The sequence below is a fragment of the Pantoea sp. JV6 genome (assembly GCF_025910055.1).
Lineage (GTDB): Bacteria > Pseudomonadota > Gammaproteobacteria > Enterobacterales > Enterobacteriaceae > Pantoea > Pantoea agglomerans.
Map to the genome: position 1 here is coordinate 96905 of NZ_JAPCIM010000022.1, position 25954 is coordinate 122858.

Genomic DNA, 25954 nt, shown 5'->3' on the forward strand with positions numbered 1-25954 from the left:
CTGATGTTCCCTATTTCTGTCTGCAAACAGGTAACGCTTGTGAGATTTCCCAATCAGCGCCTTGCGCAACTGTTCGATGCCATGCAAAACGAAACGCTGCCTCAGGATGAGCTGGCGCGGCGTTTCGCCGTCTCGACACGCACCGTACGTACCGATATCACGGCGCTGAATGCGCTGCTGGCAGAACATGGCGCGCAGTTTGTCCTCAATCGCGGCGCGGGCTATCAGCTGAAGATTGAGGATGCTCAGCGCTTTCAGCATCTGCAACAGCATACCGCGTCGCCGCTGCGGGTACCGCGCACCTCGCCGGATCGGGTTCGCTACCTGCTGACCCGCTTTCTTACCGCCGCTTATTCCCTGAAACTTGAAGAGCTGGCAGAGGAGTGGTTTGTCAGCCGCGCGACCCTGCAGAATGATATGGCGGAGGTGCGCGAATGGCTGGGGCGCTATCACCTCACCATTGAGAGCAAGCCACACTACGGCATGAAGCTGTTTGGCAGCGAAGTGGCAATTCGTACCTGCCTGACCGACCTGTTATGGCAAATTGATCAGGCGCAGCCCGAGAGCCCGCTGCTGACTATCGAAGCGCTGAACAGCGGCATGCTGGAGACGCTGCGCCCGCTGCTGCAAAGCTGTTTTGCTCAGCACAACATTCGGCTCAGCGATGAGGGTGAACGCTATCTGCGGCTTTACTGCGCCGTGGCGGTGCGGCGCATCAGTGAAGGCTATCCGCTTAACGATCCGGGTGCAGAGGAGATTGGTGATGAGGTGCGTGAAGCGGCCCATCACCTGATTAATCTGATGCGTCCGCTGGTCAGCAAACCGATTTCACCGGCGGAAGAGAACTGGCTGCGGGTCAATATCGCCGCGCGACGTATTCAGGCGATTGCTCCCAGCGCCATCAATGCTGATGACGCCGACGCGCTGGTGGATTATCTCCTTAGCTTTATCAACACGCATTACAACTTCAATCTGCAAAACGATCAGCAGCTGCGTGCTGACCTGCTCACCCACATCAAAACCATGATTACGCGGGTGCGCTATCAGATTCATATTCCCAACCCGCTGCTCAGCAACATCAAACAGCACTATCCCATGGCCTATGATGTCACCTTAGCGGCGGTGACCAGCTGGGGAAAATATACCCCTTACGTCATCACCGAGAATGAGATTGGCTTTCTGGTATTGCATATCGGTGTCGGGCTGGAGCGCCACTATGACGTCGGTTATCAGCGTCATCCGCAGGTGCTGCTGGTCTGCGACAGCGGTAACTCTACGCTGCGAATGATTGAGGCGATGCTGCTGCGCAAATATCCGCAGTTGCAGGTCACGGCCCGCCTGTCCCAGCGCGAGTATGAGGCGCGCAGCCGCATCGACGAAGATTTTGTTATCTCTACCATCCGGCTCAGCGAAAAAGAGAAACCGGTGGTGGTGATGTCGCCGTTTCCCACCGGTTTTCAGCTGGAACAGATTGGCAAGCTGGTGCTGGTGGACCGTACCCGGCCCTATATGCTGGCGAAATTTTTTGATGCTCAGCACTTTCATATCGTCGACAGGCCGATGACCCAGTCTGAACTGTTTCGCCAGCTGTGCGATCAACTGGAGGCGGAGGGATTTGTGGATGCGGCGTTCTATCCGTCGGTTGAAGAGCGCGAAGCGATTGTCAGCACCATGCTCGGCGAAGGCATTGCGCTGCCGCACTCGCTGGGGCTGCTGGCAAAGAAAACCGTGGTTTACACCGTGCTGGCGCCGCACGGCATCGCCTGGGGAGACGATACCGCCTATGTCATTTTCCTGCTGGCGATCAGCAAAAGTGAATATGAAGAGGCGATGGCGATATACGATCTGTTTGTGACGTTCCTGCGTGAAAGGGCGATGACCCGCCTGCGGGACAGCACCGATTTCACCCGCTTCAGGGCAGTGGCGATGGATTGCCTGAGCCGCTCCTGGCCCTCGCCCTGAATCGGCGCTTTAGTTTTTCTTCGCCAGCAGGCGCGGGATCTCACGCAGGCACCAGGATTTGGCTTCGCCCATGCTGTCACGCCGCCACGCCATAATAATATCGACCTCGCGGGTATATTCCGGACTCACCACCCGCAGACGGCCTTCCGCAATATCCTGCTCCACCAGCGAATAGGGCATGGTCGCCACGCCCAGGCCAGCCAGCAGCGCACGGCGCTTATCGTCCATGCTGCTCACGGTCAGGCGCTGCTGCTTATCCAGTAACTGCACGGTCAGCACCGGACGCTCACGCGCGGTATCTGCGACCGCAATGCCACGGTATTTCACCCGCGTCACTTCAGACTGAGGTTCTGGCTCGTTATGAATCGGGTGGTCAGCACTGGCGACATAGACGCTCATCATGGTGTAGAGCTTGCGGGTATTGATCTCGGTGGAGGCGCGGAAGTGCATATCGGGGGCGATCACGATATCGGCCCGGCCCTGTTCCAGCCGTTCCCATGCGCCCGCCAGCACTTCCGTCACCAGCGAAAATTGCGTATTGGCCTTGTCGGCCAGTCGCGTCACCAGCGGAAACAGCGCATCAACAGGTACCAGTGCTTCGGTGACGATGGTCAGATGGGTTTCCCAGCCACGTGCCAGCGCTTCCGCATCGGTGGTGAGCTTATCGGCTGCTTCCAGCAGCACCCGGCCACGCTCCAGCAGCATGCGTCCCACGTTAGTAAATTTGGTACGGTGACCGGAACGGTCAAACAGCACCACATCCAGCTCCTCTTCCAGCTTTTGCATGGTGTAGCTGAGGGCGGAAGGGACGCGCCCCAGTTCATCCGCCGCCGCGGCAAAACTGCCACGCCGATCAATCGCATCCATTACGCGTAAAGATTCAAGGGTTAACGCACGCTCTTTAGCCATCCCGGTTCTCTGTCAGGAAATTTGAACATGCCCGGCAGATTAACTGGCTAACAATCCGGCGTCCAGACTTTTACCATGGGAGCATATAGTCCGTGGCCGATCCTCGTCACCGGATGCTGGAGGTAAACAATGATAACGACACGCAGTGCGTCCGCATGTGGTCAGGCCGATTTCGGCTGGTTACAGGCGCGCTACAGTTTCTCTTTTGGCCACTATTTTGATCCCAAACTGATGGGGTACGCGTCGCTGCGCGTACTGAACCAGGAAGTGCTGGCGCCGGGTGCCGCTTTTCAGCCGCGCACCTATCCACAGGTTGATGTCCTGAACATCGTGCTGCAGGGTGAAGCTGAATACCGCGACAGCGAAGGCAACACGATCAGCGTGCGAGAAGGGGAGGCGCTGCTGCTCTCTGCCCAGCCGGGTGTGAGTTACACCGAAATGAACCTGAGCAAAGATCGACCGCTGACACGCATGCAGCTCTGGCTGGCCGCCTGTCCGGAGCGCGAAAATCCGCGGATGCAGAAAATTGCCCTGACGGATGGCCGGTTGTCCCAGTTGATCGCCTCGCCGGATGGCATGGACGACAGTCTGCAACTGCGTCAGCAGGTGTGGATTCATCAGGTCGAGCTGGCACCAGGCGAAAAGCATTCGCTGCGGTTACAGGGGCCGCGTGCCTATCTGCAGTCGATTCACGGTTCGCTGGAAGCGATGTCCGGCACGGATCATCAGGAGAAGCTGGGCTGTGGCGATGGTGCCTTTTTGCAGGAAGAGAAGCTGTTGCAACTGACGGCGAAAACGGCGACCCGCGCACTGGTCATCGACATTCCGGTCTGAACATCGGGCAATAAAAAAGGCGGCCATGGCCGCCTTTTTTGCGTTTTGCGTATTACTTCAGCATGGTGAAGGCCGTGGTGACGTGCTTCACGCCACTGACGCGGCTGGCGACATCAGCCGCTGCCTGCGCTTCCTGCGGTGTCACCAGACCCAGCAGGAACACTTCGCCATTCTCCGTCGTCACCTTCACGTTGGAGGATTTCACCTGATCGCTGCCCAGCAGCTGCGAGCGGATTTTGGTGGTAATCCAGGTGTCTGACGACGTGGTGCCCAGCGTCACTTTCTGGCCGATACGAATCTCGTTATAGACCTCGGTTGCGCCATCAACGCCCATGGTGATCTGTTTGGCACGACCGGCGATCTCCTGCGAAGGCGCCTGACCGGTCAGCAACACTTTGCCCTGATAGGCCGTGGCGATAATGCGGGCATCGGTTTTAATCTGCTGATCTTTAGCCAGCGCGTTAGTCACGCGTAGCTCCAGCGTGCTGTCATCAACCTGCGTACCCACCGAGCGTGGATCGGTGGCCGTTTTAGTGGCAACCGCTGCGCCACCCGCCACAACCGCAACGCAGCCCTGCAGCAGCATGGCGGTTAACAGAATAGCTATAGCATTCAATGCTTTCATTCGTGCTCCTTCGGTCATTCCTGATGGGGAAAGAGAGTGTTATCGATCAGATCGCATAAGCAATTAACGGTGAGCATATGCATCTCCTGAATACGGGCGCTGCGGTGCGACGGAATGCGGATCTCCACATCCTGCGGACCCAGCAGTCCGGCGAGCTCTCCGCCATCATACCCGGTAAGCGCAACGATAGTCATATCGCGTGTTACCGCCGCTTCCACGGCCTTAACGATGTCACGGGTGTTGCCACGGGTTGAGATAGCCAGTAACACATCGCCTGCGTGTCCCAGAGCGCGCACCTGCTTGGCATAGATTTCATCGTGCAGGCGGTCATTACCAATCGCGGTCAGCATCACGTTGTCGGCGCTCAACGCCAGCGCCGGTAAGCTTGGGCGTTCGGTCTCGAAACGGTTGATCATGCTGGCGGCGAAGTGCTGTGCATTGGCGGATGAGGCACCGTTGCCACAGCTCAGGATTTTATTGCCATTCAGTAACGACTGCACCAGCGTCATAGCGGCGCGGGAGATGGCATCGGGCAACGCTTCGGCTGCGGCAATCTGAGTTTGAATACTTTCGGTAAAACACGCTTTAATTCTGTCCTGCACACGACCACCTGGTTCTAAACGTCTGCATTAAAGGCATTCGGCAGCCACTCGAGCGCCGTGCCGGTAATGGCGATGATGTCGAAACGGCAATTCACTGTTTCAAAACTGCCGCCGCGTTGCGCCAGCCAGAGAGCGGCAGCGCGCAGCAGCTTTTGTTGTTTATTCCGGGTTACGCTGGCGAGCGCGCCACCATAACGCGCATCGCGTCGGTAGCGAACTTCAACAAACACCCAACAGTGCCCGTCACGCATTATCAGGTCAAGTTCACCATTGCGAAAGTGAACATTACTGGCGACCCATATCAGGCCAGCCTGCTCCAGATAGCGCCGGGCATCTTCTTCATGCCTGGCGCCAGTCTGACGCCGATTTAGTTGGCCGGTGCGATTTCGCCCCGACGATACTGGTTCCATGTCAACTTCCTGTTGATCACACAATCCGTGTCGGCGCTGAGCTTGCCGGTATTGCCGTCCAGCGTAAAGCCAGGTGACTGACGCATCTGGTTAAAGTGATTCGCCAGCGTCCAGGCATCCATTCCCATGGCATAGAGACGCACCAGCGAATAGTCATTATTGAATGACTTTGATGTCTGCTGCATCAGGCCAGGATTGCTGCCGGAGAGCAGCGGAATATCGCTGAACTGCAGGCCATCCATTTCCAGACGGAAGTCCGGGCCGGCACCGGCTTGCGCGCTGCGCGAACTGGCGTAGAGCGAGATATTGCTACGACTGCCGGTGCGCATGGTAATCATCGGTTTGATCAGCTGCAGTTCGTCCTGCGTTGAGACGATGTAGACCGCATCGACACCGCCGCCGCTGCTGGTGCTGACCACATCTGGCGTGTTCTGCTGCGGTGCCGGGATAGTCAGGCCCGCAATCGTAACACCCTGCGGCTCGGCAGGTGCAGCGTTCACTGGCGTACCGGATAAGCTGATGCCCGCGCCGCTGTTAATGCCCTGTTTCAGCTCTGAGGTCGAACCAAAGCGCTGCTGCATCACGGTGCTGCCACCCAGCGTCTGCCACTCCTGAGCAAAGGCGTTGGTGACGCGATCGCCCAGTCCACTACGCGGAACCAGCAACAGCGGCTGGCGTTTGCCCTGATCCCAGATATGGTGCGCCGCATCGCGCGCTTCGTCTTCAGGAGAAAGCGCAAAGTAGCAAATATTCGGATGGTTCTGGATCTTTTCCGGCTCGTTGAGCGCCAGCACATTCAGTGGCGTCTGGCTGTTGGCGACCTTCTCAACGTTGCTTTTCAGCAGCGGACCGACCACGATGGTGGCACCATCCTGCTGTGCCTGCTGCATCACCTGTTCAATCGGCTGGCTGCTGGTGTCATAGACCTTGATCTGTGCGTTGCTGGCCGGTTCTGCGGCAGCAGGCTGTGATTGAGGCTGTGGCGTCGCGTCGGCAGGCTGTTGCTGCTGCGGCGCGCTGATGGGATCGGTGGAAGAACCAGCAGCGGCAGCGGGTTGGGTGCTGGCGGTTGCATCAGCGGCGGCGGGCTGAGCTGCCGCAGGCTGAGCGACCGGCGCGGAGATGCCATTCTTCGCATCATTAAAGCCTTTCTGAATCGCGTTGGCGAACACCTGAGCCTGGCCATTCAGCGGCAGCAGCAGCGCAATAATGCTGGTTGAAGCTTTGGTGTAGTTCTGCATCTGGCTCAGCTGCGTCGGCAGCGTTTTGGCCGCCGGGTTCTGCGGATAGCGGGTCTGCCAGTCTTTGATGCCTGACTTGAGCATCTCGGCATCCTGCGTGTTGGCGCGCCAGACCGCGAGCAGATCCAGCCAGCCCTGCAGCACATTTTCATCGGCATTGATGACCAGGTTGCTGACTTCCTGCGGCGACATCTGGGTCAGTGTCTGCCAGGTGGCGTCGATATTGCCCTGATGATCGGTGCCTTTCAGCAGCGGCTCCTGGGCAATATAGTTGCGCAGCAGCGAGAGTGAAGGGCGACCCTGTGCGCTGGCGATCTGCAGGCTGTAGTAACGCGCCAGCTGATCCTGCGACAGTGCGCCGGTTTTCACTGCCGCTAACAGCGGTTCGGCGTCTTTGATCTTCTGCTGTGCAATCAGCAATTGCGCTTTCAGCAGAAGGGATTCCTGTTGCTGCGTCTCAGAGAGCTGCTGCGGCAACTGGCTCAGTTGCTGAGTCGCCTCAGGATACTTTCCTTCCTTCAACAGGGCGCGGATTGCAAGTAATTGCCAGTCGGTCTTGCTATCATCGCTGCTTTGCTGCGCTTGCTGCAGATAGTAAGCGGAGCTGGCTGTAACGGGCCCCTGAATATTGACGGTTGAGGTTTGCGGCCCCTGACCGCTACATGCGGCTAAAATCAGCCCAGCAAGAATGACAGGCAGAAAGCGTCCTGCTTTATGACGAACGACTTTTGAAGGAAGCATACTGTATCCAGTGATGTTTTTTTCAAGATGCTCAATATTAAATCGGCAATTCGGATGAAACAATGAAACAACTCGATCGGGCAGAGATTTCTGCCAGCACGCTCTACATCGTTCCAACCCCGATTGGTAATTTGGGTGATATCACCCAGCGGGCGCTGACGGTGCTTTCGAGCGTCGATCTGGTCGCTGCGGAAGATACACGTCATACCGGACTGTTGCTACAACATTTCGCCATCAATGCGCGACTCTTCTCACTTCATGACCACAACGAGCAGCACAAGGCTGAACTGCTGCTGACGAAGCTGCAGGAGGGTCAAAGCATAGCCTTAGTTTCTGATGCTGGCACGCCGCTGATCAACGATCCGGGCTACCATCTGGTGCGCCGCTGTCGTGAAGCGGGCATCCGTGTGGTGCCGCTGCCGGGCGCCTGTGCTGCCATTGCTGCATTAAGTGCCGCAGGGCTGCCATCCGATCGTTTCTGTTACGAAGGGTTTCTGCCCGCCAAAACCAAAGGCCGTTGCGACGCCCTGCGGGCGCTGGTGCAGGAGCCGCGCACGCTGATTTTCTATGAGTCGACCCACCGTCTGATCGACAGCCTGCAGGATATGGTGAGTGAGCTGGGTGCCGAACGCTACGTGGTGCTGGCGCGCGAGCTGACCAAAACCTGGGAGTCGATCTACGGTGCACCGGTCGGCGAGCTGCTGGCGTGGGTAAAAGAAGATGAGAATCGTCGCAAAGGCGAGATGGTGCTGATTGTCGAAGGGTACAAGACCGATGATGAAGATGCGTTACCAGCCGATGCGCTGCGTACGCTGGCGCTGCTGCAAAAAGAGCTGCCGTTGAAACGCGCGGCTGCGCTGACCGCTGAGATCCACAGCGTGAAGAAAAATGCGCTTTATAAGTATGCGCTGGAGCAGCAAGAGGCGTGACAAACGCCGGCGAATGTCCTATTATCCCGCGCCGAAGCTGACCAGACAGTCGCCGCTTTGTCGTCGTCCTCACTTGTGGGGAGACGGGCAGAGGGGAGGAAAGTCCGGGCTCCATAGGGCAGGGTGCCAGGTAACGCCTGGGAGGCGCAAGCCTACGACCAGTGCAACAGAGAGCAAACCGCCGATGGCCCAGAAATGGGATCAGGTAAGGGTGAAAGGGTGCGGTAAGAGCGCACCGCGCGACTGGCAACAGTTCGTGGCACGGTAAACTCCACCCGGAGCAAGGCCAAATAGGGGTTCACAAGGTACGGCCCGTACTGAACCCGGGTAGGCTGCTTGAGCCAGTGAGCGATTGCTGGCCTAGATGAATGACTGTCCACGACAGAACCCGGCTTAACGGTCAGCTTCGACTTTTTATCAAAAACCCCGCTTCGGCGGGGTTTTTGCTTTGCAGGGTATAAGCAGGCAGCGGTCAATGTCGAAGTTTGGTGCATCATACTCAGCGTCCCTGGGCAGACGACTACAGAGAATGAAAAACTTTTTGCATTTACATCAACAGCAATTACAGCTTCATATACATCACAAAGTCGAAGCATTGCCTATATAGCAAAATATTCGATACTGAGTACAGGTACAGCTAATACCGGTGCATCATTTTTCGCAGGTTACCGTACACCTGGTATTCACTAAATAGAGCTTTTCCTGTGGTTTGTGCTTATTGTTATTGTGGTTAAATTTTGTAATATTCCTCACAGGGTAAATGGAAATTAAATAGAGGGAATTATGACTCGTGGATTTGTGAGGTACCCAATTTGAGCAATCGTGGAGAAATCCTGGATTCATCCCGATTTGGTTCAGAAAACTGGATTAGGCATGGGCTTCTTTATTCAGGAGTGCTTGGCTGGCTTGATATGGGGCACGCTCGCGGAGATGATGTTCGTAAACTTATGGCACAGTTCTCCACTGGTGAAGCTGGCAGCGATTCTTATTACCGGGTGCGTTATGAACAAACTATGGGGATCAGCCGGTTTGCTACTGGTCGCTTTAATGTCTGGGAGATAAAAAAAGGGAGAACTCTCACAGAAAGGCAGAGTATTGCATTGGTGATGATGATGAGTACTGCTGTCGCTTTTGAAAATTGGCAGTCAATGCCCTGGTTCAGTTGGTATACTGATAGCGGTTTCAGTGGCGAGGATCTTGTGTCGGACTTATTTGGTTTCTATAAAGTTAATTATCCCCGCGTATATTGGGGAGAACTTAAGATTGCCAGCAAAGAATCAGCCCTACGCCGATGGGACCATTATGGACCGATTAGTCGTTATAAGAACACGGGTTTTTTACCCTTGTTATTTCCTGATCCTATAGAAAAATTCACCTGCCCACGCCCTTATAAAGGTCAGCTTCCGCGATTTATGAAACAGGTTATGCCATATAAATTTACTCCGAATGATGACATAGTGCGACGGTCTAATGATAAAGCCGGAATCATTAACGTATTTCAGTAAACAGAGAGTGAAAATGTTAAAAAGGATCGCTGCAATCGGCGCTGTCATTATCATTATTTTCATGCTGATTGATTTTAGTATGCAGAAGGTGGCTGAACGGGATGAAGGTTACACTCAGTCAAATCTATGGGCATATTATCTATACACTGACAGGGATATCAGGAGGGCCCCACGTGCATCTGAATCATATCATTTTACGTTTACCGCGCAGGATGGTAGTCAACCGCAGGAAAGTAGTATTGTTTACAGCACGGATGCTCCTTTAGTTGAGGTTAAAAATTATCTGGCGTCCTTAGGTTACAGGGCGGTGGAGCATAATGGATGGTCTGAAAAATGGGAAAAGGAAGGTAATGTTACGCCTTACTTCTATATATCTCATGACAGCAAATCACATTCGCTAACGCTAAGTAAGGTAGATTTTCGCTGACAATCTTCAGTGACCCAATCTCCAGCACTAATCAAGCGACTCTTCCCCCCAAAACCAGATACGCGACGTGTGGTTTAAGCAATCTGCCTGAACGGTCAGCGTCGGCTTTTTATCAAAAACCCCGCTTCGGCGGGGTTTTTGCTTTTTGACGCGCGGTGGTTTGAAGGTCAGCGGTGAGATCGCGCCTGCAAAGGAAACAGGGTCAGATCGGAAAGTCGCAAAATCCGTCATCCCTGACATGCTCGGCCCGCGCCATCCCTGGCGCGGGACGCTTTCCTCTTCTGACCCTGTTCCCTTCGCGTTTAGATTGTCATTGCGGTCAGATTGTATCTGCTCCCTGCGCGATATGCAGGCAGCTTAACCGCGGCCGTGCGGCTCGTCCCAGTCAAACGCCGGGCCCAGTGAAATGACGCCGTTCGGGTTGATGGTCTTATGGCTGCAATAGTAGTGATGACGAATATGCGGCAGATTAACCGTCTCTGCGATACCAGGCATCTGATAGATATCACGCAGGAAACCACTCAGGTTTCTGTAGTCACTAATGCGATGGCGATCGCATTTAAAGTGGGTCACATAGACCGGATCAAATCGCACCAGCGTGGTCCATAACCGCAGATCCGCTTCGGTCAATTGATCGCCAGTAAGATAGCGATGCTGGCCTAAAATCTGCTCCAGCCGCGACAGCGAATGGAACAGCGCAGTGACTGCCTCGTCGTAAGCGGACTGAGAAGTGGCAAAGCCTGCTTTGTAAACGCCGTTGTTCACGGTGTCGTAGATCCAGCTATTCAGTTCATCAATCTTTTCGTGCAGTGCAACAGGATAATAATCCCCGGCACGGGCACCGACAGCATCAAACGCACTTTTGAACATGCGGATGATATCGGCAGACTCATTGCTGACGATGGTGTTCTGCTGCTTGTCCCACAATACCGGCACGGTTACGCGGCCACTGTATTGCGGATCGGCGTGCAGATAGAGCTGATAGAGGAACTCATTCTGGTAGAGCTTATCGCCGGTCGCATCCTGAAAACTATCATCGAACGTCCAGCCATTCTCCAGCATCAGCGGATGCACTACGGAGACATCGATCATGCTATCAAGGCCCTTCAGCTGACGCATCAGCAGCGTGCGGTGCGCCCAGGGGCAGGCCAGCGAGACATAAAGATGATAGCGGTCGCGTTCGGCGACAAATCCCGCTTTACCCACCGGGCCAGCACTGCCATCCGCGGTAACCCAGTTGCGGAAAGCCGACTCTGAACGCTTGAAGCGTCCGCCGGTAGATTTGGTGTCGTACCAGGTGTCATGCCAGACACCGTCAATTAACTGTCCCATAATGGCTCCAATGCAAACAGGGCGGGGAAATGTCCCCGCCCTGCTAAGTATATGTGGCATTACGCTTTATGTGAGATTAGCGCGCAATCGCTGGCTGTGTTTTTCTTTTGCTGATCAGGCGATCAATGCTGTATGCACCAGGACCCACCAGACCTAACACCAGGAAACCACCGGCGATAGAGAGGTTCTTCATGAACATCAGCTGGTTCACGCCTTCGGCAAAGTTACTGTGGAACAGAAACGCGGTCAGGATGGTGAAGCCTGCAGTAAACAGGGCAGTGAAACGGGTCAGGAAACCAAACAGGATAGCCAGACCGCCGCCAAACTCCAGCAGGATAACCAGCGGCAGCATAAAGCCCGGGACGCCCATTGCTTCCATATATTGCTGAGTACCTGCATAACCGGTGATTTTGCCCCAGCCAGCCGTAATGAACAGGATTGGCATCAGGATGCGAGCCAGTAACAAACCAACGTCTTCGAATTTTTTCATCATTTACTCCAGCGCTATCAGGGATGCAGGGCAAGCTGCCCGCAAGGTTTATGCCCGCTGAAAGCAGTATTGCGTTCATTGGGTTGATAGCTGGAGATGATAGTCGCGGAGTGGAAAGGTTGTAAGCGAGATATACTGTCAGTGTTTTTCAGAAATTCTGATGAAGAAAAGCCGGCCTTTTCAGGACCGGCTTTTAGCAAAATTAACGCGGTGGCAGAGCGGACTTGATCATGCGCCAGGTACTCCAGGCGCCGAATCCCCGTTTTACCCAGCGTAACAGCATGTTGGGACTGCGAACGGAGTAGATAGCCAGCGCACTGCTGCCAATGGCCAGGTAGCGGCGCAAGCTGAGGAAGGTGAACCAGCCGCGATCGTAATGGGCGGTGCCTTCCAGCCAGTCACGCCGCGCAGCGCTTAAATCCAGCCGCTGCTGCTGCACATGCTTAAGCAGTTCATGGATGCGTTCTTCACGCTCGCGGCGGCTCATCAGCGCTGGTCCTCAAGTAAATCCCGGTCTGTTTCCAGCTCCTTGCGCGTGTGGCGCAACAGCGTGGACTGACGTGATTTGTGAAGCGTCCAGAGCCCCAGAATAACCGCCAGCAATAGCAGCGTGCCGGTCGTGATGCCAATGGCCATCAGACGGTACTGCGCATCCACTGCCCAGATAATCAGAACCATCAGGCTCATCAGACCAAATGCAGTGAACAGCATTGTCAGGCCAACCATCAACAGCAGCTGAATCAGGTTAGCTTTCTCGTGCTCCAGTTCCACCACTGCCAGACGAACGCGTGTCTCGACCATGCCAACCAGCGTGGTAACAATGCGCTGGCCGATGTTAATGACCCCTTTAGCCGGGCCGTGGTTATGCTGTGAGTCAGCCATAATTATCGACGCGAAATGAGCATGCCCAGTGCGACGCCAATCGCTGCACCGATACCCACACCATGCCATGGATTTTCACGCACGTAGCCTTCGGCTTTTTGCGCCGCTTCGCGGGTGGTCGCAGCAATGCGCTCGCTTGATTCGCCCAGACGTTCACGTGAGCTATCCAGCGCCACACGCGCTTTATTGCGAAGTTTATCCAGCTCGCCTTTGGATTTTTCAGTGCTGCTGCTCAGCACCTCTTCCAGGGTATCGGCCAGGTTTTTCAGTTCAGCACGCAAATGTTCCGATGATGTGTCTTTAGACATAAAATACTCCTTTAACATCAGTTGGTTAGTTCCGATTAATAGGGCTCCGCCTGTAACTTTTTCAGCTCCCGGCGCGCTTCATCCAGTTTTTGTTGTCGCTTAGCAATCTTCTCCTTGTCATGGCCCTCTTCACGCTCTTCCCTGAGTGCGTGCTCACGCTCAGCAACTTTCTGCTTCTGAGCGTTAATTCTTTCCAGATGGGCGGCCTCGAGCTTTTTGTCGCTGCAATCGGCCCGGACTTCGGTCAGCGCGCGCTCCAGACCGTTAACCCGGCGCTGGTTGTTATGCTTCTGCGCCATCCCGATTTCACGCTGAATATCCTGCTCTTTCTGCTCACACAGCGATTCCGCTGCCAGCAGCGAACCCGACAGCGAAAACAGCGCGACTCCCAGTAATACTTGATATTTCATTGGTCCTGGACCCTTCCATTGCGACCTGATCCGTCATCACCCGCGTAATCATATGGCTGCGGGTGCTAAGAATCGACTCTCGCTTAAGCATAGACACCCATAGTAAAAAGTTCAAAGAAGACCGGGAGATAGAGCGCCTTTCAGACCGCCGAGCGATGGCGCGACGGTCTGAAAAGGAGAGGGGAGTCGGGAGATTACGCCAGTGAGAGGTGCTGAGAGTGATCGTGCTGCGCCACAATAAAGCCCTGTGGCAGCAGACGGCGTAACACCTTCTGGGCCGCCAGGCTCTGCTCTTCGCTATCAAAATGGATGATCAGTGCATCACCCGCAGGCGTAATGCTTTTGATACGAATACCCTGCGCACTTAATTGCTGGTAGAGATAAAAACCATCGGGCAGGGTGGCGCCAGCATGGGAAACCCGAATCTGCACCACCGTCTCGTGCTTCATCAGACCGGGGACCACACAAAGCGCAACCAGCGCAAAGACGCCAGCGATCAACCACGGTAACCACCGTTTAGGAATAGCCTGCAGCAGTTTCATTACTCGGCTTTCCCGTTCTGATTCGCCTGACGCTTACGCCATATCACCACCAGCGATCCCACCAGACCAAACACCAGCAGCGCCAGCGGCAGCATCATCAGGAAGAACATCATCTCATCTTCATAACGACGGAAAATCGGGGTTTTACCCAGCGCGAAGCCGATAACGGTCAGAATCACCACCCACAGGAACGCACTTACCCAGTTGAAGAACTGAAAGCGGGCATTACTGAGGCCTGACAATCCGGCGATAGTAGGCAGCAGAGTCCGCACAAACGCGATAAAGCGTCCAATCAGCAGGGCAGATAAGCCGTGACGATGGAACATGCTGTGCGCGCGCAGATGATACTGGGCGGGAAGATGGGAGAGCCATTTCTGTACCGTGGGCGTGTTACCCAGCCAGCGGCCCTGTAAGTAGCTCACCCAGCAGCCAAGACTGGCACCGGTCGTTAACACCAGAATCGTCAGGGGGAAGCTCATGGTGCCTTTGGCAATCAGTACGCCGACCAGAATCAGCAGACTGTCACCCGGCAGAAATGCAGCGGGAAGAAGGCCATTTTCTAAAAACAAAATCATAAACAGCACGCCGTAAATGGCCCATACCAGCGTGGGATCGGAGAGGGTTTCGTAGTCCTGCTGCCAGAGGGCATGCAGCAACGATTGCAAAATATCCATCAATTCATTCCTGAACATCATTGTTAAACATGTCCCACAGGGACTTAAACGCAGACCGGCATTTCGTTATAAATTTTAGGAGCGCAGCCTGGGCGGGATTTTCCGGATCCTTCCAGAATTGATTGTTAAATCAGCGACTTTATAACCCCCAGTCGCAAAGGGTAATAAAAGGGCGATAACTGTAACAAAAATCGCCTGTCTGAGACAGGAAAACTCTCTGGCGAACAGGAGTTTTACCTTGTGAAACGGCGTGTAAAAAGGAGCTTTACATGACCTGACACTATTGCAGATTAACTGACCGTCTCAGGGCATTTTCAGGCACTTTTAGCGGGCGTTATTGGACCCATCAGGCAGGATGACCGGATTCTCACCAAACATGTATCGATCCACGTTAAATTCAAAATCATCCGCCGTCGCGTTAAACAGCATCTGTTTAGTATTTTCCAGATGTTGCCACATCGCCAGTTTGCTGGCGGCGGGATCTTTGCGCATCAGAGCTTTAAGAATCTGATCGTGGTCGTCGCACCAGCTGAGAATGCTGCGCTGGTCGATGTGTTCGTGAAGTTTGAGCCAGTAGGGATTGTGCAGGCGATGCAGCCACATTTTTTCAACGATGGCGGCTAAGGCACTGTTCTGGGTGGATTGCGCGATACGTACATGAAACTGCATATCCCACTCGGAGTCGCGGAAGTGATCCTCCTGGCGGGCTTTTTCCTGAATCGCCATCAGGTCGATAATGTCCTGACGCGTTACCTGCGTTGCAGCGAACTCGGCCACATTACTCTCAATCAGCTGACGAGCCTGGAGCAGTTCGAAGGGGCCAAACGTGGCGAACTCCAGCTGACTGCTGGTGGAGGCGATGCGGTTCTGCTGCTGGCTGGCAATGACGTGGATGCCCGAGCCTTTGCGGACCTCAACATAGCCTTCAACTTCCAGCATGATGATCGCTTCACGTACGACGGTGCGGCTCACTTCCATCTCTTCGGCAATCAGGCGCTCAGCAGGCAGTTTGTCACCCACCGGATAGATCCCGGTTTCAATGCGGCTTTTCAGCTCGCTGGCCAGCTGTTGATAAAGTCGACGGGATTCAGTGAAGTCCATAGCACAATCCTGGTAGCAGACAGATAAGTTGTTATACCACTTCAGGAGGTGCGAGGAAATGGGCTGGCTTGCGCCAGCCCGGCAGATTAACTGCGAACGGCGCTGGCCTGCGGAATAACGGCTTCGGCATTCAGCTCTGAAATGGGTTTATTTTTCAGAACCGTCCAGATAACGACGGCACCCAGCAGATCAAACACCGCCAGCGCGGCAAACAGTGGGCTGAAGCCCAGCGTATCGGCCAGTGCACCGACCACCAGCGCAAACATGGTGCTGGCGGTCCAGGCTGCCATGCCGGTCAGGCCGTTAGCCGTGGCAACTTCATTGCGGCCGAAAACGTCTGAGGAGAGGGTGATCAGCGCGCCAGAGAGGGCCTGATGCGCAAACCCGCCGATGCACAGCAGACCAATAGCGACGTAGGGGCTGGTGAACAGGCCGATGGTGCCCGGCGCAATCATTAACACCGCACCCATCGTCACGACCATCTTGCGGGAGACGATCAGGTTAACGCCGAACCAGCGCTGAAACAGCGGCGGCAGATAGCCACCGAGGATGCAGCCGAAGTCCGCGAACAGCATCGGCATCCAGGCGAACATCGCAATCTCTTTCAGATTGAAGCCGTAAACCTTAAACATAAACAGCGGAATCCAGGCGTTGAACGTTCCCCATGCCGGTTCTGCCAGAAAGCGCGGCAGGGCAATACCCCAGAACTGGCGGTTACGGATAATCTCCAGTGCTGACATTTTGCGGGTGTTGCCGGTCTGATGCTGCGCTTCCTGGCCGGAGATAATGTAGTCGCGCTCTTCATCGCTCAGCTTCTTCTGCTGTTTCGGGTGTTTGTAAAACACTAGCCAGCTGAGTGCCCAGGCCATGCTCAGCACACCGGTCATGATAAATGCCATCTGCCAGCTGTGCGCCACAATCGCCCAGACCACCAGCGGCGGAGCCAGCATCGCACCGATAGACGAACCCACGTTAAAGTAGCCCACGGCGACCGAACGCTCTTTAGCCGGGAACCATTCGCTGCTCGCTTTCAGTCCGGCCGGGATCATCGCCGCTTCAGCCGCACCGACTGCGCCACGTGCCAGCGCCAGTCCGCCCCAGCTGCCCGCCATCGCCGTAGCGGCACAGAAAATCGCCCACATAATAGCAAACACCGCGTAGCCGACTTTGGTGCCGAGCAGATCCAGTACATAACCTGCCACCGGTTGCATCAGCGTGTAGCAGGCTGAATAGGCCGCAATTATGTAGGAGTACTGCTGCGTGGTGATATGCAGCTCTGACATTAATGTCGGGGCCGCCACGGCAATGGTGTTACGGGTCAGATACCCTAACACCGTACCGAGCGTCACCAGTCCAATCATGTACCAGCGTAACCCTTTGATCTTACGCATCCTCTACCTCTTCCAGTTCTGTATGCGGTCTTGCCGCTGTTGTTATCTGGAGCGGGACAGCACGTGATGCAGCTCTGCTCACGCCCGCAGGTTCTGTATGAGCAACCCTGTTATGACCTTGCCATTTGTGAGTCGCTAACGACCTCACGATGGGGCGAGAGCCTAACTTGTTATACAACTTTAAAAGTTGAGAGCCATCACAAAAACCCTTTCTGCACTGTGGGATACTGGAAACCTGCGTAATGACAGCCATTTAGCGCGATGCGGGCGACAAAAACGTCCATAACGGCAGCCAGCTACCGCCGTTTATGTGAGCAGGATCGCAAATAAATCCGTAACGGACTAAAATTGGTATGATAACTTTGGGCCATCCGTGGTTCAGTCGATGAGGAAGCATGTATGTCACGTTTCATGACCGAAGATTTTTTGCTGGATACCGAATTCGCCCGTCGTCTCTATCACGACTATGCAAAGGATCAGCCGATTTTCGACTATCACTGCCACTTGCCGCCGCAGCAGATTGCCGAAAATTATCGCTTCGCCAACCTTTATGACATCTGGCTGAAGGGCGATCACTATAAGTGGCGGGCCATGCGCGCCAACGGTGTGGCTGAGGCGTTCTGTACCGGTAACGCCAGCGATCGTGAAAAATTTGACGCCTGGGCACGCACCGTACCGCACACCATCGGCAACCCGCTCTATCACTGGACCCACCTGGAGTTACGCCGGCCTTTCGGTATTACCGATACACTGCTTTCTGAGAAAACAGCTGACAGCATCTGGCATCGCTGCAATGAACTGCTGGCGCAGGATAGCTTTACCACGCGCGGCATCATGCAGCAGATGAAGGTGAAGATGGTGGGCACCACTGACGATCCGCTGGATGACCTGCGCCATCACCGCGCGCTGGCAGACGATGCCAGCTTCAGCGTTAAAGTGCTGCCGAGCTGGCGTCCGGACAAAGCGTTTAATATCGAAGCGGAAACCTTCCTGCCGTGGATCGAGACGCTGGAGCAACTGACGGACATCAGCGTGCAGCGTTTTGACGATCTGCGTAGCGCACTGCATCAGCGGCTGGATCACTTCGCGGCGCACGGCTGTAAAGTCTCCGATCACGCACTGGATGTGGTCTGCTACGCCGAGGCGGATGACGCCACGCTGGATGCGATTCTGGCGCGTCGCCGCAGCGGTGCCGCGCCCAACCCGCAGGAAACGGCACAGTTTAAAACGGCGGTGCTGGTCTGGCTGGGCAGCGAATATGCCCGCCGTGGCTGGGTGCAGCAGTATCACATTGGCGCACTGCGCAACACCAATCCGCGCCAGTACCAGCTGCTGGGGCCTGATGTCGGCTTCGATTCGATCAACGACCAGCCGCTGGCCGAACCGCTGGCACGCCTGCTGGGCGCGCAGAATCTTAATAATGCGCTGCCTAAAACCATTCTCTACTGCCTGAACCCGCGCGACAACGAAGTGCTGGCCACTATGGCGGGCAACTTTCAGGGCGAAGGTCAGGCGGGCAAAATGCAGTTTGGTTCAGCCTGGTGGTTCAACGATCAGCTGGATGGTATGCAGCGTCAGATGACACAGCTGGCGCAGATTGGTCTGCTGAGCCGTTTCGTCGGCATGCTGACCGATAGCCGCAGCTTCCTCTCCTACACCCGCCACGAATATTTCCGCCGCTTGCTGTGCCAGATGATAGGCCGCTGGGTGGAGCAGGGTGAAGCGCCAGCCGATGAAGCACTGTTAGGTCAGATGGTACAGAACATCTGCTTCAACAATGCTCGCGATTACTTCGGCATCGAGCTGGGAGCCTGATAATGAAAAGGCTAAACCGTCACGACTTTCCGGGCGCCGTCTATCGCGACCGGGTGATCCAGTTCGGCGAAGGCAACTTCCTGCGCGCCTTTATTGACTGGCAGATCGACTGGCTCAATGAACATCAGGGCACCGATGCCGGGATCGTGGTGGTGCGGCCGCGCAACCGTGAAGTCAGCGACAGCCTGAATCAGCAGGATGGACTCTATACCACACTGATCCGCGGGCTGAACGATCAGGGCGAGCAGGTCAGCGAAACCCGGCTGATCCGCAGTCTCAACCGTGAAATCCAGCCCTGGCAGCAGTTCGGCGAGTTTATGGCGCTGGCCCGTAATCCGGATCTGCGCATGGTCTTCTCCAATACCACCGAAGCGGGCATCGCCTTTGTCGGCACGGATCAGCTTACCGATCAGCCTGCCAGCAGTTTCCCTGGCAAACTGACGCAGCTGCTGTGGGCGCGCTATTCCCACTTCAATGGCGCCAGCGACCGGGGCTGGCTGGTGGTGCCGTGCGAGCTGATTGACCATAACGGCGACACGCTGCGCGATCTGGTGCTGCGCTACGCCGATCAGTGGCATCTGCCCTCCGAATTTAAAACCTGGGTTCATCAGCACTGCGCGTTCTATAACACCCTGGTCGACCGCATCGTCACCGGCTTCCCGGCGGAAAGCGAGCCGCTGCAACGCGAGCTGGGTTATGAAGATCGCTATCTGGTGGCGGGCGAAGTCTACTATCAGTTTGTGATTCAGGGGCCGTCGGCGCTGTTTAATGAACTGAAGCTGGCGGCGCTGTCGCCGCAGGTTCGGCATGTGGATGACATTGCGCCCTATAAAGCGCAAAAAGTGGCCATTCTCAATGGCGCGCACACTGCAATGGTACCGGTCGCGTTTCTGGCCGGTATTGAGAGTGTGGGAGAGGCGATGGCCGATCCGGCTATCGCCGGATTTGTGGATAACCTGCTGCGTCACGAAGTGATCCCGACGCTGGATCTGCCTGCCGATGAACTGCACGCGTTTGCCGATGCGGTACAGCGTCGTTTCCGCAATCCGTTTATTCGCCACGCGCTGCTGTCGATTGCCCTTAATGGCATGACCAAATTCCGCACCCGTCTGCTGACCCCACTCCTTGCAGCGCATCAGCAAACCGGCGAGTGGCCGACACACATCACCTTTGCGCTGGCCGCGCTGATCGCTTTTTATCGCGGCGAGTCAGCCGGCAAAAGCTGGCCATTGCAGGACGAGCCGCAGTGGTTACAGCGCTACGCCGACGCCTGGAAAGCACTTGATGCGGATCAGCTGTCACCGCAAAAGCTGGTGAACGGCGTACTCAGCGACGCGCAACACTGGGGTGAAGATTTAACCCGTCAGCCCGGACTGGCTGCGGTTGTCACCCAACACCTGCAAAATATCATCGCCCACGGAATGCGTGAGGCGCTGAGCCAACTGAGATAACGCTATGCAAGACGCAATTAAAATTGATCCCCGCGACAATGTCGCCGTGGCGTTACGTGATTTAGACGCGGGCGCCATGATAGAGCTGCCGCCACTGAGTGTGGCGGTGCAACAGGCGGTCGGACGCGGGCATAAATTTGCCCTGCAGCCTATCGCGCAGGATGAGCTGGTGATCAAATATGGGCTGCCGATTGCCCATGCCACGCAGCCTGTGGCCGCCGGTGAGTTAATCCATTCGCAGAACGCCCGCACCAATCTCAGCGATCTGGATCAGTATGCGTATCAGCCCGAGTTTGTGACGCTGCCGCCGCAGCCGGGTGACCGTGAGGTGCAGATCTACCGTCGTGCTAACGGCGAGGTTGGCATCCGCAATGAGCTGTGGATCCTGCCAACCGTTGGCTGCGTCAACGGCATTGCGCGTCAGATCCTGCAGCGCTTTCTGAAGGAGACGCAGGAGGCAGAAGATATCGATGGCGCGTTCCTGTTCAGCCATACCTTCGGTTGTTCGCAGCTGGGGCAGGATCACGAAAACACCCGCACCATGCTGCAGAACATGGTGCGCCATCCTAATGCTGGCGCGGTGCTGGTGATTGGTCTCGGCTGCGAAAACAATCAGGTTGATGCCTTCCGTGATACCCTCGGCGCGTTTGAAAGCGACCGGGTCGAGTTTATGGTGTGCCAGCAGCATGACGATGAGGTGGAAGCCGGGCTGGAGCGGCTGCACGCATTGTATGAAAAAATGCGTCGCGACCAGCGCGAGCCGGGCAAACTCAGCGAGCTGAAGTTTGGTCTGGAGTGCGGCGGTTCGGATGGTTTGTCTGGCATCACCGCCAATCCGTTGCTGGGACGTTTCTCGGACCAGATGATCGCCAATGGCGGCACGACCGTACTGACCGAAGTGCCGGAAATGTTTGGCGCAGAGCGGATTCTGATGAGTCGCTGTCGCGACGAGGAGACCTTCAGCAAAACGGTGGCGATGATCAACGATTTCAAACAGTATTTTATCGATCACCAGCAGCCGATCTACGAAAACCCGTCACCAGGCAACAAAGCGGGCGGTATCACCACGCTGGAGGAGAAGTCGCTGGGCTGTACTCAGAAAGCGGGGCAGAGCCAGGTGGTCGATGTGCTGAAGTATGGCGAACGGTTAAAAACGCCGGGGCTGAATCTGCTGAGTGCGCCGGGCAATGATGCGGTCGCCACCAGTGCGCTGGCGGGAGCCGGTTGCCACATGGTGCTGTTCAGTACCGGACGCGGCACACCTTATGGCGGTTTTGTGCCGACGGTGAAGCTGGCCACCAACACGCCGCTGGCGGAGAAGAAACCGCACTGGATCGACTTTAATTCCGGACGATTGATCGAGGGAATGAGTATGGATGCGATGCTGGAAGACTTTGTCGACAGCATTGTGGCGATTGCCAGCGGTCAGCCGACCAACAACGAGAAGAACGATTTCCGCGAGCTGGCGATTTTCAAAAGCGGTGTGACGCTATAGTTTGTCAGGCAAACAATGGCGATCCTGATGTTGTTATTACCGTCGGTTAATCCTGTGCCCTTCGTGGGTGGCAGAGTCCGATCGCAAAGTCGCTTAAAGCATCCCTGCTCGCTCGGCCCGCGCCTTCCCTGGCGCGGGACGCTTTGCTCTTCGGACTCTGCCACCCACTCTTTGAGCTTTTGAGCTATCTGAAAGGTTAAGCCCGGCTGGTTTCGCGCTCCGCTTCTGCCTGACAGACGGCTGCGGTAAACAGAATATCGGTTGAGGAGTTCAGCGCGGTTTCCGCCGAATCCTGCAGGACGCCGATAATAAAGCCGACCGCCACCACCTGCATTGCCAGATCATTCGGAATGCCGAACATGTTACAGGCCACCGGGATCAGCAGCAGCGAACCGCCCGCCACGCCAGATGCACCACAGGCACAGAGTGATGCCACCAGACTCAGCAGAATCGCCGTCGGCACATCAATGCTGATCCCCAGCGTATGCACCGCCGCCAGCGTCAGCACGGTAATGGTAATCGATGCCCCCGCCATACTGATGGTTGCGCCCAGTGGAATCGACACCGAATAGGTATCCTCATCCAGATCCAGACGTTTCGCCAGCGCCATATTCACCGGAATGTTGGCGGCAGAACTGCGGGTAAAGAAGGCGGTCACGCCGCTTTCGCGCAGGCAGGTGAAGACCAGTGGATAGGGGTTGCGACGGATTTTATAGAACACCAGCAGCGGGTTCACCACCAGCGCCATCAGCAGCATACAGCCCAGCAGCAGCGCCAGCAGATGCGCATATTGCCACAGCGCGCCAAAGCCGGTAGACGCGAGGATCGAGGCCACCAGACCGAAAATACCAATCGGCGCGCAGCGAATCACGCAGCGTACCAGCCACGTCACCGCATGAGAGGCATCATTGAGAAAGGCGCGGGTAGTGTCACTGCTGTGACGGAAAGCCAGCCCGAGACCAATTGCCCACACCAGAATGCCGATGTAGTTGGCGTTCATCAGGGCCGTGATTGGATTCGACACCATGCTCATCAGCAGTCCACGTAGCACTTCGGTAATGCCGGATGGTGGTGTGATTTCCGTGGTGCCCACCGCCAGCGTCAGCGTCTGCGGGATCAGATGGCTGAAGACCACCGCGACCACCGCCGCGAAAAAGGTGCTCAGCAGATAAAGCATAATAATCGGCCGGATATTGCTCTTCTGGCCCTGCTGGTGGTTGGCAATCGAGGCGATCACCAGCATCAGTACCAGCAACGGCGCGACCGCTTTCAGCGCACTGACAAACAGTTCACCCAGCAGACCGACCGCGATAGCGGCATCGTGTGAAATCCAGGCGAGCGCCACACCGGCGATCAGCCCAATCATGATTTGCTTCACCAGGCTTCCGGCGAGCAGCGTGCCCAGACGTGCGGAGAGAGTTTTCTGCATAATATTTTCTATATTTTGTCGCGGATGTAGTTTCAGACGCGATGTTTTGCATCGGCTAAAACGGTTTGCCCGGCGGAGTATAAGGAAAAGATCGGACGAGAAAAGAGAAAGTTCTGTCACTGTGGAGCAGGTCAGATTTTTATTATGCTGGATAGTGGAAGTGTGACAGAGGGATGAAATGGCGTGACAGGCTGCCACAAAATAAAACAGGGGCATCGGCTGCCCCTGCAGGTAATTATGGTGCGAGCTTTTTCTGGTCTCTTTTGCGGTTAACCCAGGCATTAATCAGCAGGGTTGATGCCAGAATGGCACCGACCACACCCAGCGAGATACCGACCGGGATATGGTAGAGGTCGACAATCAGCATCTTAAAGCCGATGAACACCAGCACAATCGCCAGGCCATACTTCAGCATCGAGAACCGTTCCGCCACGTTTGCCAGCAGGAAGTACATGGCACGCAAACCCAGGATAGCGAACAGGTTTGAGGTCAGTACGATAAACGGGTCAGTGGTCACGGCGAAGATCGCCGGGATACTGTCGACCGCAAAGATCACGTCGCTGATTTCTACCATGATCAGCACCAGCAGCAGTGGCGTCGCAAACAGCACGCCGTTTTTGCGGGTGAAGAACTTCTCGCCGTCGAGATCGTCAGTCATGCGCAGATGCTTACGCAGCCAGCGCACCACAGGTTTTTCGCCCACCGCGCTGTCATCCTCTTTCGCCAGCGCCATTTTCACACCGGTGAACAGCAGGAAGGCACCGAACACATAGAGGATCCAGCTGAACTGCGTGACCAGCCAGCTACCGGCGAAGATCATGATGGTACGCAGCACGATAGCGCCTAATACCCCATAGATCAGCACCCGGCGCTGCAGATTGGCCGGAATAGAGAAGTAACTGAACAGCATCAGCCAGACGAAGACGTTATCCACCGCCAGCGCTTTTTCCAGCACGTAACCGGTCAGGAAGGCGAGCGTCTGCGTGTTAGCGACTTCACGTCCCGCGCTGCCCTCCAGATACCACCAGAAGGCGGCGCTGAACAGCAGTGAGACTGAAACCCAGATCAGCGACCAGACGGCCGCCTGTTTGAAAGACATGGTCTGCGCGCCACGGCGTCCCTGCAACAGCAGGTCGATAGCCAGCATGATAAGCACCACAACCGCAAAGCTGCCCCACAGTAAAGGCGTACCCACAGTTTGCATATTCGTATCCTGTCCGAAAAATAAAAAAAAACGGCTGAAGTCAGAAGACGTCAGCCGCTTATTTTTGTGTAAGCAAACCTCGCCTTCCGGCAAGGTCTCACTTACAACACAGAAATTGATTCCGGGTTGCCTGATGACCGGATGCTTTCGCATCGTAATGACGATCAATCAGCTTACAAGTTACTCCCCTTTGCAGGAGGGTAAGTTACGGTTTAGCCGCACAGGAAGCAACACCTCTCAGACATATTTAGAAATATTTACATAGCAGCCTGGTCGGCCGGGAAGATCACGCCGGTCTGGCGGCGTATCTCAGTCAGCAGCGACGCAGTAATCCGCGAAACCTCAAGCGAAGGGTGGTCCACCTGACGCTGCTCAACCAGCCGGGCAAAAGCGGCGGCTTCATACAGCATGGTGTTGATATGCTGCGGCTGGCTCAGCGTCTGCTTTTCCGCGCCCCGCGGCACAAAAGTCAGCTGCTGGCACTCCGATAACTTCTCTATCACCAGCGCGCCCGCTTCACCCTGAATCTCGCTGGGTAGGCTGGAATCACTCACCTTCGAATGCAGAATCGTCACATCGAAATCACCGTAACTCAGCACCACCACGCCGTGCGCGTCCACGCCGCTCGCAAGCAAAGTCGCGCTGGCCTGCACACGATCTGGCTCGCCCCACAGCGTCACCGCCGAGGCCAGACAGTAATAACCGATATCCATAATTGAGCCATTCGACCAGCGCGGATCAAAGGTATTGGGGTTCTCACCGTTGAGATAGCGTGGGTAGCGTGAGGAGTACTGGCAGTAATTCAGCAGCGCTTTTCGCAGTTTACCCACGTCAGGCAGTGCCTGCTGCAGCCGCAGGAAATTAGGCAGGCTGGCAGTTTTAAACGCCTCAAACAGCACCACCTGATGCTCACGGGCGCAGGCGATCATCTGTTCCACTTCTGCCAGGTTAGAGGCCAGCGGTTTTTCGCAAATCACATGCTTGCCGTGCGACATAAACAGCAGCGCCTGCTGGCAGTGCAGTGCATTGGGGCTGGCCAGATAGACCGCATCGATCTCCGGACTGGCGGCCAGCGCTTCCAGTGAGGTAAAGGTCTGTTTGCAGGGATAATCGGCGATAAAGGCCTCAGCCTGCTGCTGACTGCGTGAATAGACCGCACAGAGCTTCATCGCTCCGGTTTCATGAGCGGCATCAATAAACTGGCGTGTAATCCAGTTTGTTCCCACAATGGCAAAACGAATCACG

The 25954-nt window shown here is 55.7% G+C and carries 26 protein-coding genes and 1 other RNA gene; 9 read left to right on the forward strand and 18 right to left on the reverse strand.

The window, feature by feature from the left end:
* Positions 1-39 precede the first annotated feature (39 nt).
* Positions 40-1962: a BglG family transcription antiterminator gene (locus OK412_RS20325; protein WP_031594357.1), complete on the forward strand. Its 1923-nt coding sequence runs from the start codon at positions 40-42 to the stop codon at positions 1960-1962.
* 9 nt (positions 1963-1971) lie between these two features.
* Here the strand turns inward: OK412_RS20325 and OK412_RS20330 are convergent, their stop codons facing one another.
* Complete coding sequence (locus OK412_RS20330; RefSeq protein WP_010256496.1) at positions 1972-2871, reverse strand: LysR family transcriptional regulator; 900 nt, start codon at positions 2869-2871, stop codon at positions 1972-1974.
* 129 nt (positions 2872-3000) lie between these two features.
* Here OK412_RS20330 and OK412_RS20335 point away from each other — a divergent pair, with 129 nt between their 5' ends.
* Positions 3001-3705, forward strand: coding sequence for a pirin family protein (locus OK412_RS20335; RefSeq protein ID WP_010256500.1), 705 nt, complete (start codon positions 3001-3003; stop codon positions 3703-3705).
* A gap of 52 nt (positions 3706-3757) precedes the next feature.
* On the opposite strand, the gene dolP is transcribed toward OK412_RS20335, so the two are convergent.
* From dolP to OK412_RS20355, 4 genes are read right to left on the reverse strand one after another with little or no spacing between them, the layout of a single operon-like run.
* Positions 3758-4330, reverse strand: a complete 573-nt coding sequence (gene dolP / locus OK412_RS20340; protein WP_010256504.1) for a division/outer membrane stress-associated lipid-binding lipoprotein — start codon at positions 4328-4330, stop codon at positions 3758-3760.
* Between the two features lie 14 nt (positions 4331-4344).
* Positions 4345-4932, reverse strand: a complete 588-nt coding sequence (diaA, locus tag OK412_RS20345; RefSeq protein ID WP_010256507.1) for a DnaA initiator-associating protein DiaA — start codon at positions 4930-4932, stop codon at positions 4345-4347.
* Between the two features lie 14 nt (positions 4933-4946).
* Positions 4947-5342 (reverse strand): YraN family protein, encoded by a 396-nt coding sequence (locus tag OK412_RS20350; RefSeq protein WP_010256511.1) that lies wholly within the window; start codon positions 5340-5342, stop codon positions 4947-4949.
* Positions 5300-7324 (reverse strand): penicillin-binding protein activator, encoded by a 2025-nt coding sequence (locus OK412_RS20355; protein ID WP_045139594.1) that lies wholly within the window; start codon positions 7322-7324, stop codon positions 5300-5302. Before OK412_RS20355 ends, OK412_RS20350 begins: the two co-directional genes overlap by 43 nt.
* Before the next feature lie 62 nt (positions 7325-7386).
* Here OK412_RS20355 and rsmI point away from each other — a divergent pair, with 62 nt between their 5' ends.
* The 4 genes from rsmI to OK412_RS20375 all read left to right on the forward strand — a co-directional run bounded on the left by rsmI (position 7387) and on the right by OK412_RS20375 (position 10185).
* Positions 7387-8253, forward strand: a complete 867-nt coding sequence (gene rsmI / locus OK412_RS20360; protein WP_010256516.1) for a 16S rRNA (cytidine(1402)-2'-O)-methyltransferase — start codon at positions 7387-7389, stop codon at positions 8251-8253.
* Positions 8254-8286: 33 nt separating this feature from the next.
* An RNA gene (rnpB, locus tag OK412_RS20365) (RNase P RNA component class A) lies at positions 8287-8665 on the forward strand.
* A gap of 400 nt (positions 8666-9065) precedes the next feature.
* On the forward strand, positions 9066-9758 hold the full coding sequence (locus tag OK412_RS20370) for a hypothetical protein (RefSeq protein ID WP_264353481.1): 693 nt from the start codon (positions 9066-9068) through the stop codon (positions 9756-9758).
* A gap of 13 nt (positions 9759-9771) precedes the next feature.
* The gene (locus OK412_RS20375) at positions 9772-10185 is read left to right on the forward strand and encodes a hypothetical protein (protein ID WP_233273073.1); all 414 of its coding nucleotides are present in this window, start codon (positions 9772-9774) and stop codon (positions 10183-10185) included.
* A 357-nt stretch (positions 10186-10542) separates the two neighbouring features.
* Here the strand turns inward: OK412_RS20375 and OK412_RS20380 are convergent, their stop codons facing one another.
* The 10 genes from OK412_RS20380 to OK412_RS20425 form a co-directional block, all read right to left on the reverse strand.
* Complete coding sequence (locus OK412_RS20380) at positions 10543-11517, reverse strand: glutathione S-transferase family protein (protein ID WP_264353482.1); 975 nt, start codon at positions 11515-11517, stop codon at positions 10543-10545.
* A gap of 76 nt (positions 11518-11593) precedes the next feature.
* A complete protein-coding gene (locus OK412_RS20385) occupies positions 11594-12007 on the reverse strand; it encodes a DoxX family protein (RefSeq protein ID WP_010256522.1) in 414 nt (137 codons plus the stop codon).
* Positions 12008-12209: 202 nt separating this feature from the next.
* On the reverse strand, positions 12210-12494 hold the full coding sequence (locus OK412_RS20390; RefSeq protein WP_010256526.1) for a YqjK-like family protein: 285 nt from the start codon (positions 12492-12494) through the stop codon (positions 12210-12212).
* Entirely contained in the window at positions 12494-12889 is a 396-nt protein-coding gene (locus tag OK412_RS20395; protein ID WP_010256529.1) for a phage holin family protein, read from the reverse strand. Before OK412_RS20395 ends, OK412_RS20390 begins: the two co-directional genes overlap by 1 nt.
* A 2-nt stretch (positions 12890-12891) precedes the next feature.
* Positions 12892-13197: a DUF883 family protein gene (locus OK412_RS20400; RefSeq protein WP_010256532.1), complete on the reverse strand. Its 306-nt coding sequence runs from the start codon at positions 13195-13197 to the stop codon at positions 12892-12894.
* 35 nt (positions 13198-13232) lie between these two features.
* On the reverse strand, positions 13233-13607 hold the full coding sequence (locus OK412_RS20405; protein ID WP_010256536.1) for a DUF1090 domain-containing protein: 375 nt from the start codon (positions 13605-13607) through the stop codon (positions 13233-13235).
* 194 nt (positions 13608-13801) lie between these two features.
* Positions 13802-14149: an EnvZ/OmpR regulon moderator MzrA gene (mzrA, locus tag OK412_RS20410; RefSeq protein WP_010256540.1), complete on the reverse strand. Its 348-nt coding sequence runs from the start codon at positions 14147-14149 to the stop codon at positions 13802-13804.
* On the reverse strand, positions 14149-14823 hold the full coding sequence (locus tag OK412_RS20415; RefSeq protein WP_010699781.1) for a DedA family protein: 675 nt from the start codon (positions 14821-14823) through the stop codon (positions 14149-14151). The genes mzrA and OK412_RS20415 overlap by 1 nt, the downstream gene beginning before the upstream one ends.
* A gap of 324 nt (positions 14824-15147) precedes the next feature.
* On the reverse strand, positions 15148-15924 hold the full coding sequence (exuR, locus tag OK412_RS20420) for a transcriptional regulator ExuR (RefSeq protein WP_022623920.1): 777 nt from the start codon (positions 15922-15924) through the stop codon (positions 15148-15150).
* 86 nt (positions 15925-16010) lie between these two features.
* Entirely contained in the window at positions 16011-17315 is a 1305-nt protein-coding gene (locus tag OK412_RS20425) for an MFS transporter (protein ID WP_010699779.1), read from the reverse strand.
* A 399-nt stretch (positions 17316-17714) separates the two neighbouring features.
* Here OK412_RS20425 and uxaC point away from each other — a divergent pair, with 399 nt between their 5' ends.
* From uxaC to OK412_RS20440, 3 genes are read left to right on the forward strand one after another with little or no spacing between them, the layout of a single operon-like run.
* Positions 17715-19130, forward strand: coding sequence for a glucuronate isomerase (gene uxaC, locus OK412_RS20430; RefSeq protein WP_010256553.1), 1416 nt, complete (start codon positions 17715-17717; stop codon positions 19128-19130).
* Positions 19131-19132: 2 nt separating this feature from the next.
* On the forward strand, positions 19133-20581 hold the full coding sequence (locus OK412_RS20435; RefSeq protein WP_264353483.1) for a tagaturonate reductase: 1449 nt from the start codon (positions 19133-19135) through the stop codon (positions 20579-20581).
* A gap of 4 nt (positions 20582-20585) precedes the next feature.
* Complete coding sequence (locus tag OK412_RS20440) at positions 20586-22076, forward strand: UxaA family hydrolase (RefSeq protein ID WP_264353484.1); 1491 nt, start codon at positions 20586-20588, stop codon at positions 22074-22076.
* Between the two features lie 196 nt (positions 22077-22272).
* Here the strand turns inward: OK412_RS20440 and sstT are convergent, their stop codons facing one another.
* The 3 genes from sstT to OK412_RS20455 form a co-directional block, all read right to left on the reverse strand.
* A complete protein-coding gene (sstT, locus tag OK412_RS20445; RefSeq protein WP_033785571.1) occupies positions 22273-23505 on the reverse strand; it encodes a serine/threonine transporter SstT in 1233 nt (410 codons plus the stop codon).
* Positions 23506-23740: 235 nt separating this feature from the next.
* Positions 23741-24709 carry a TerC family protein gene (locus OK412_RS20450; protein ID WP_010699777.1) on the reverse strand — a complete coding sequence of 323 codons (969 nt, stop codon included), beginning with the start codon at positions 24707-24709 and terminating at the stop codon, positions 23741-23743.
* A 257-nt stretch (positions 24710-24966) separates the two neighbouring features.
* Positions 24967-25953: a Gfo/Idh/MocA family protein gene (locus OK412_RS20455; protein WP_010256561.1), complete on the reverse strand. Its 987-nt coding sequence runs from the start codon at positions 25951-25953 to the stop codon at positions 24967-24969.
* Position 25954 lies beyond the last annotated feature (1 nt).

Excerpts from the sequence above, each read along its gene's own strand:
- OK412_RS20375 (WP_233273073.1), top strand. The coding sequence starts at position 9,772 with ATGTTAAAAAGGATCGCTGCAATCGGCGCTGTCATTATCATTATTTTC.
- OK412_RS20335 (WP_010256500.1), top strand. The coding sequence starts at position 3,001 with ATGATAACGACACGCAGTGCGTCCGCATGTGGTCAGGCCGATTTCGGC.
- rsmI (WP_010256516.1), top strand. The coding sequence starts at position 7,387 with ATGAAACAACTCGATCGGGCAGAGATTTCTGCCAGCACGCTCTACATC.
- OK412_RS20395 (WP_010256529.1), bottom strand. The coding sequence starts at position 12,889 with ATGGCTGACTCACAGCATAACCACGGCCCGGCTAAAGGGGTCATTAAC.
- OK412_RS20390 (WP_010256526.1), bottom strand. The coding sequence starts at position 12,494 with ATGAGCCGCCGCGAGCGTGAAGAACGCATCCATGAACTGCTTAAGCAT.
- mzrA (WP_010256540.1), bottom strand. The coding sequence starts at position 14,149 with ATGAAACTGCTGCAGGCTATTCCTAAACGGTGGTTACCGTGGTTGATC.
- OK412_RS20440 (WP_264353484.1), top strand. The coding sequence starts at position 20,586 with ATGCAAGACGCAATTAAAATTGATCCCCGCGACAATGTCGCCGTGGCG.
- OK412_RS20380 (WP_264353482.1), bottom strand. The coding sequence starts at position 11,517 with ATGGGACAGTTAATTGACGGTGTCTGGCATGACACCTGGTACGACACC.
- OK412_RS20400 (WP_010256532.1), bottom strand. The coding sequence starts at position 13,197 with ATGTCTAAAGACACATCATCGGAACATTTGCGTGCTGAACTGAAAAAC.
- OK412_RS20330 (WP_010256496.1), bottom strand. The coding sequence starts at position 2,871 with ATGGCTAAAGAGCGTGCGTTAACCCTTGAATCTTTACGCGTAATGGAT.
- OK412_RS20355 (WP_045139594.1), bottom strand. The coding sequence starts at position 7,324 with ATGCTTCCTTCAAAAGTCGTTCGTCATAAAGCAGGACGCTTTCTGCCT.
- sstT (WP_033785571.1), bottom strand. The coding sequence starts at position 23,505 with ATGCAGAAAACTCTCTCCGCACGTCTGGGCACGCTGCTCGCCGGAAGC.
- exuR (WP_022623920.1), bottom strand. The coding sequence starts at position 15,924 with ATGGACTTCACTGAATCCCGTCGACTTTATCAACAGCTGGCCAGCGAG.
- OK412_RS20415 (WP_010699781.1), bottom strand. The coding sequence starts at position 14,823 with ATGGATATTTTGCAATCGTTGCTGCATGCCCTCTGGCAGCAGGACTAC.
- OK412_RS20450 (WP_010699777.1), bottom strand. The coding sequence starts at position 24,709 with ATGCAAACTGTGGGTACGCCTTTACTGTGGGGCAGCTTTGCGGTTGTG.
- OK412_RS20405 (WP_010256536.1), bottom strand. The coding sequence starts at position 13,607 with ATGAAATATCAAGTATTACTGGGAGTCGCGCTGTTTTCGCTGTCGGGT.
- OK412_RS20435 (WP_264353483.1), top strand. The coding sequence starts at position 19,133 with ATGAAAAGGCTAAACCGTCACGACTTTCCGGGCGCCGTCTATCGCGAC.
- uxaC (WP_010256553.1), top strand. The coding sequence starts at position 17,715 with ATGTCACGTTTCATGACCGAAGATTTTTTGCTGGATACCGAATTCGCC.
- dolP (WP_010256504.1), bottom strand. The coding sequence starts at position 4,330 with ATGAAAGCATTGAATGCTATAGCTATTCTGTTAACCGCCATGCTGCTG.
- OK412_RS20425 (WP_010699779.1), bottom strand. The coding sequence starts at position 17,315 with ATGCGTAAGATCAAAGGGTTACGCTGGTACATGATTGGACTGGTGACG.
- OK412_RS20385 (WP_010256522.1), bottom strand. The coding sequence starts at position 12,007 with ATGAAAAAATTCGAAGACGTTGGTTTGTTACTGGCTCGCATCCTGATG.
- OK412_RS20350 (WP_010256511.1), bottom strand. The coding sequence starts at position 5,342 with ATGGAACCAGTATCGTCGGGGCGAAATCGCACCGGCCAACTAAATCGG.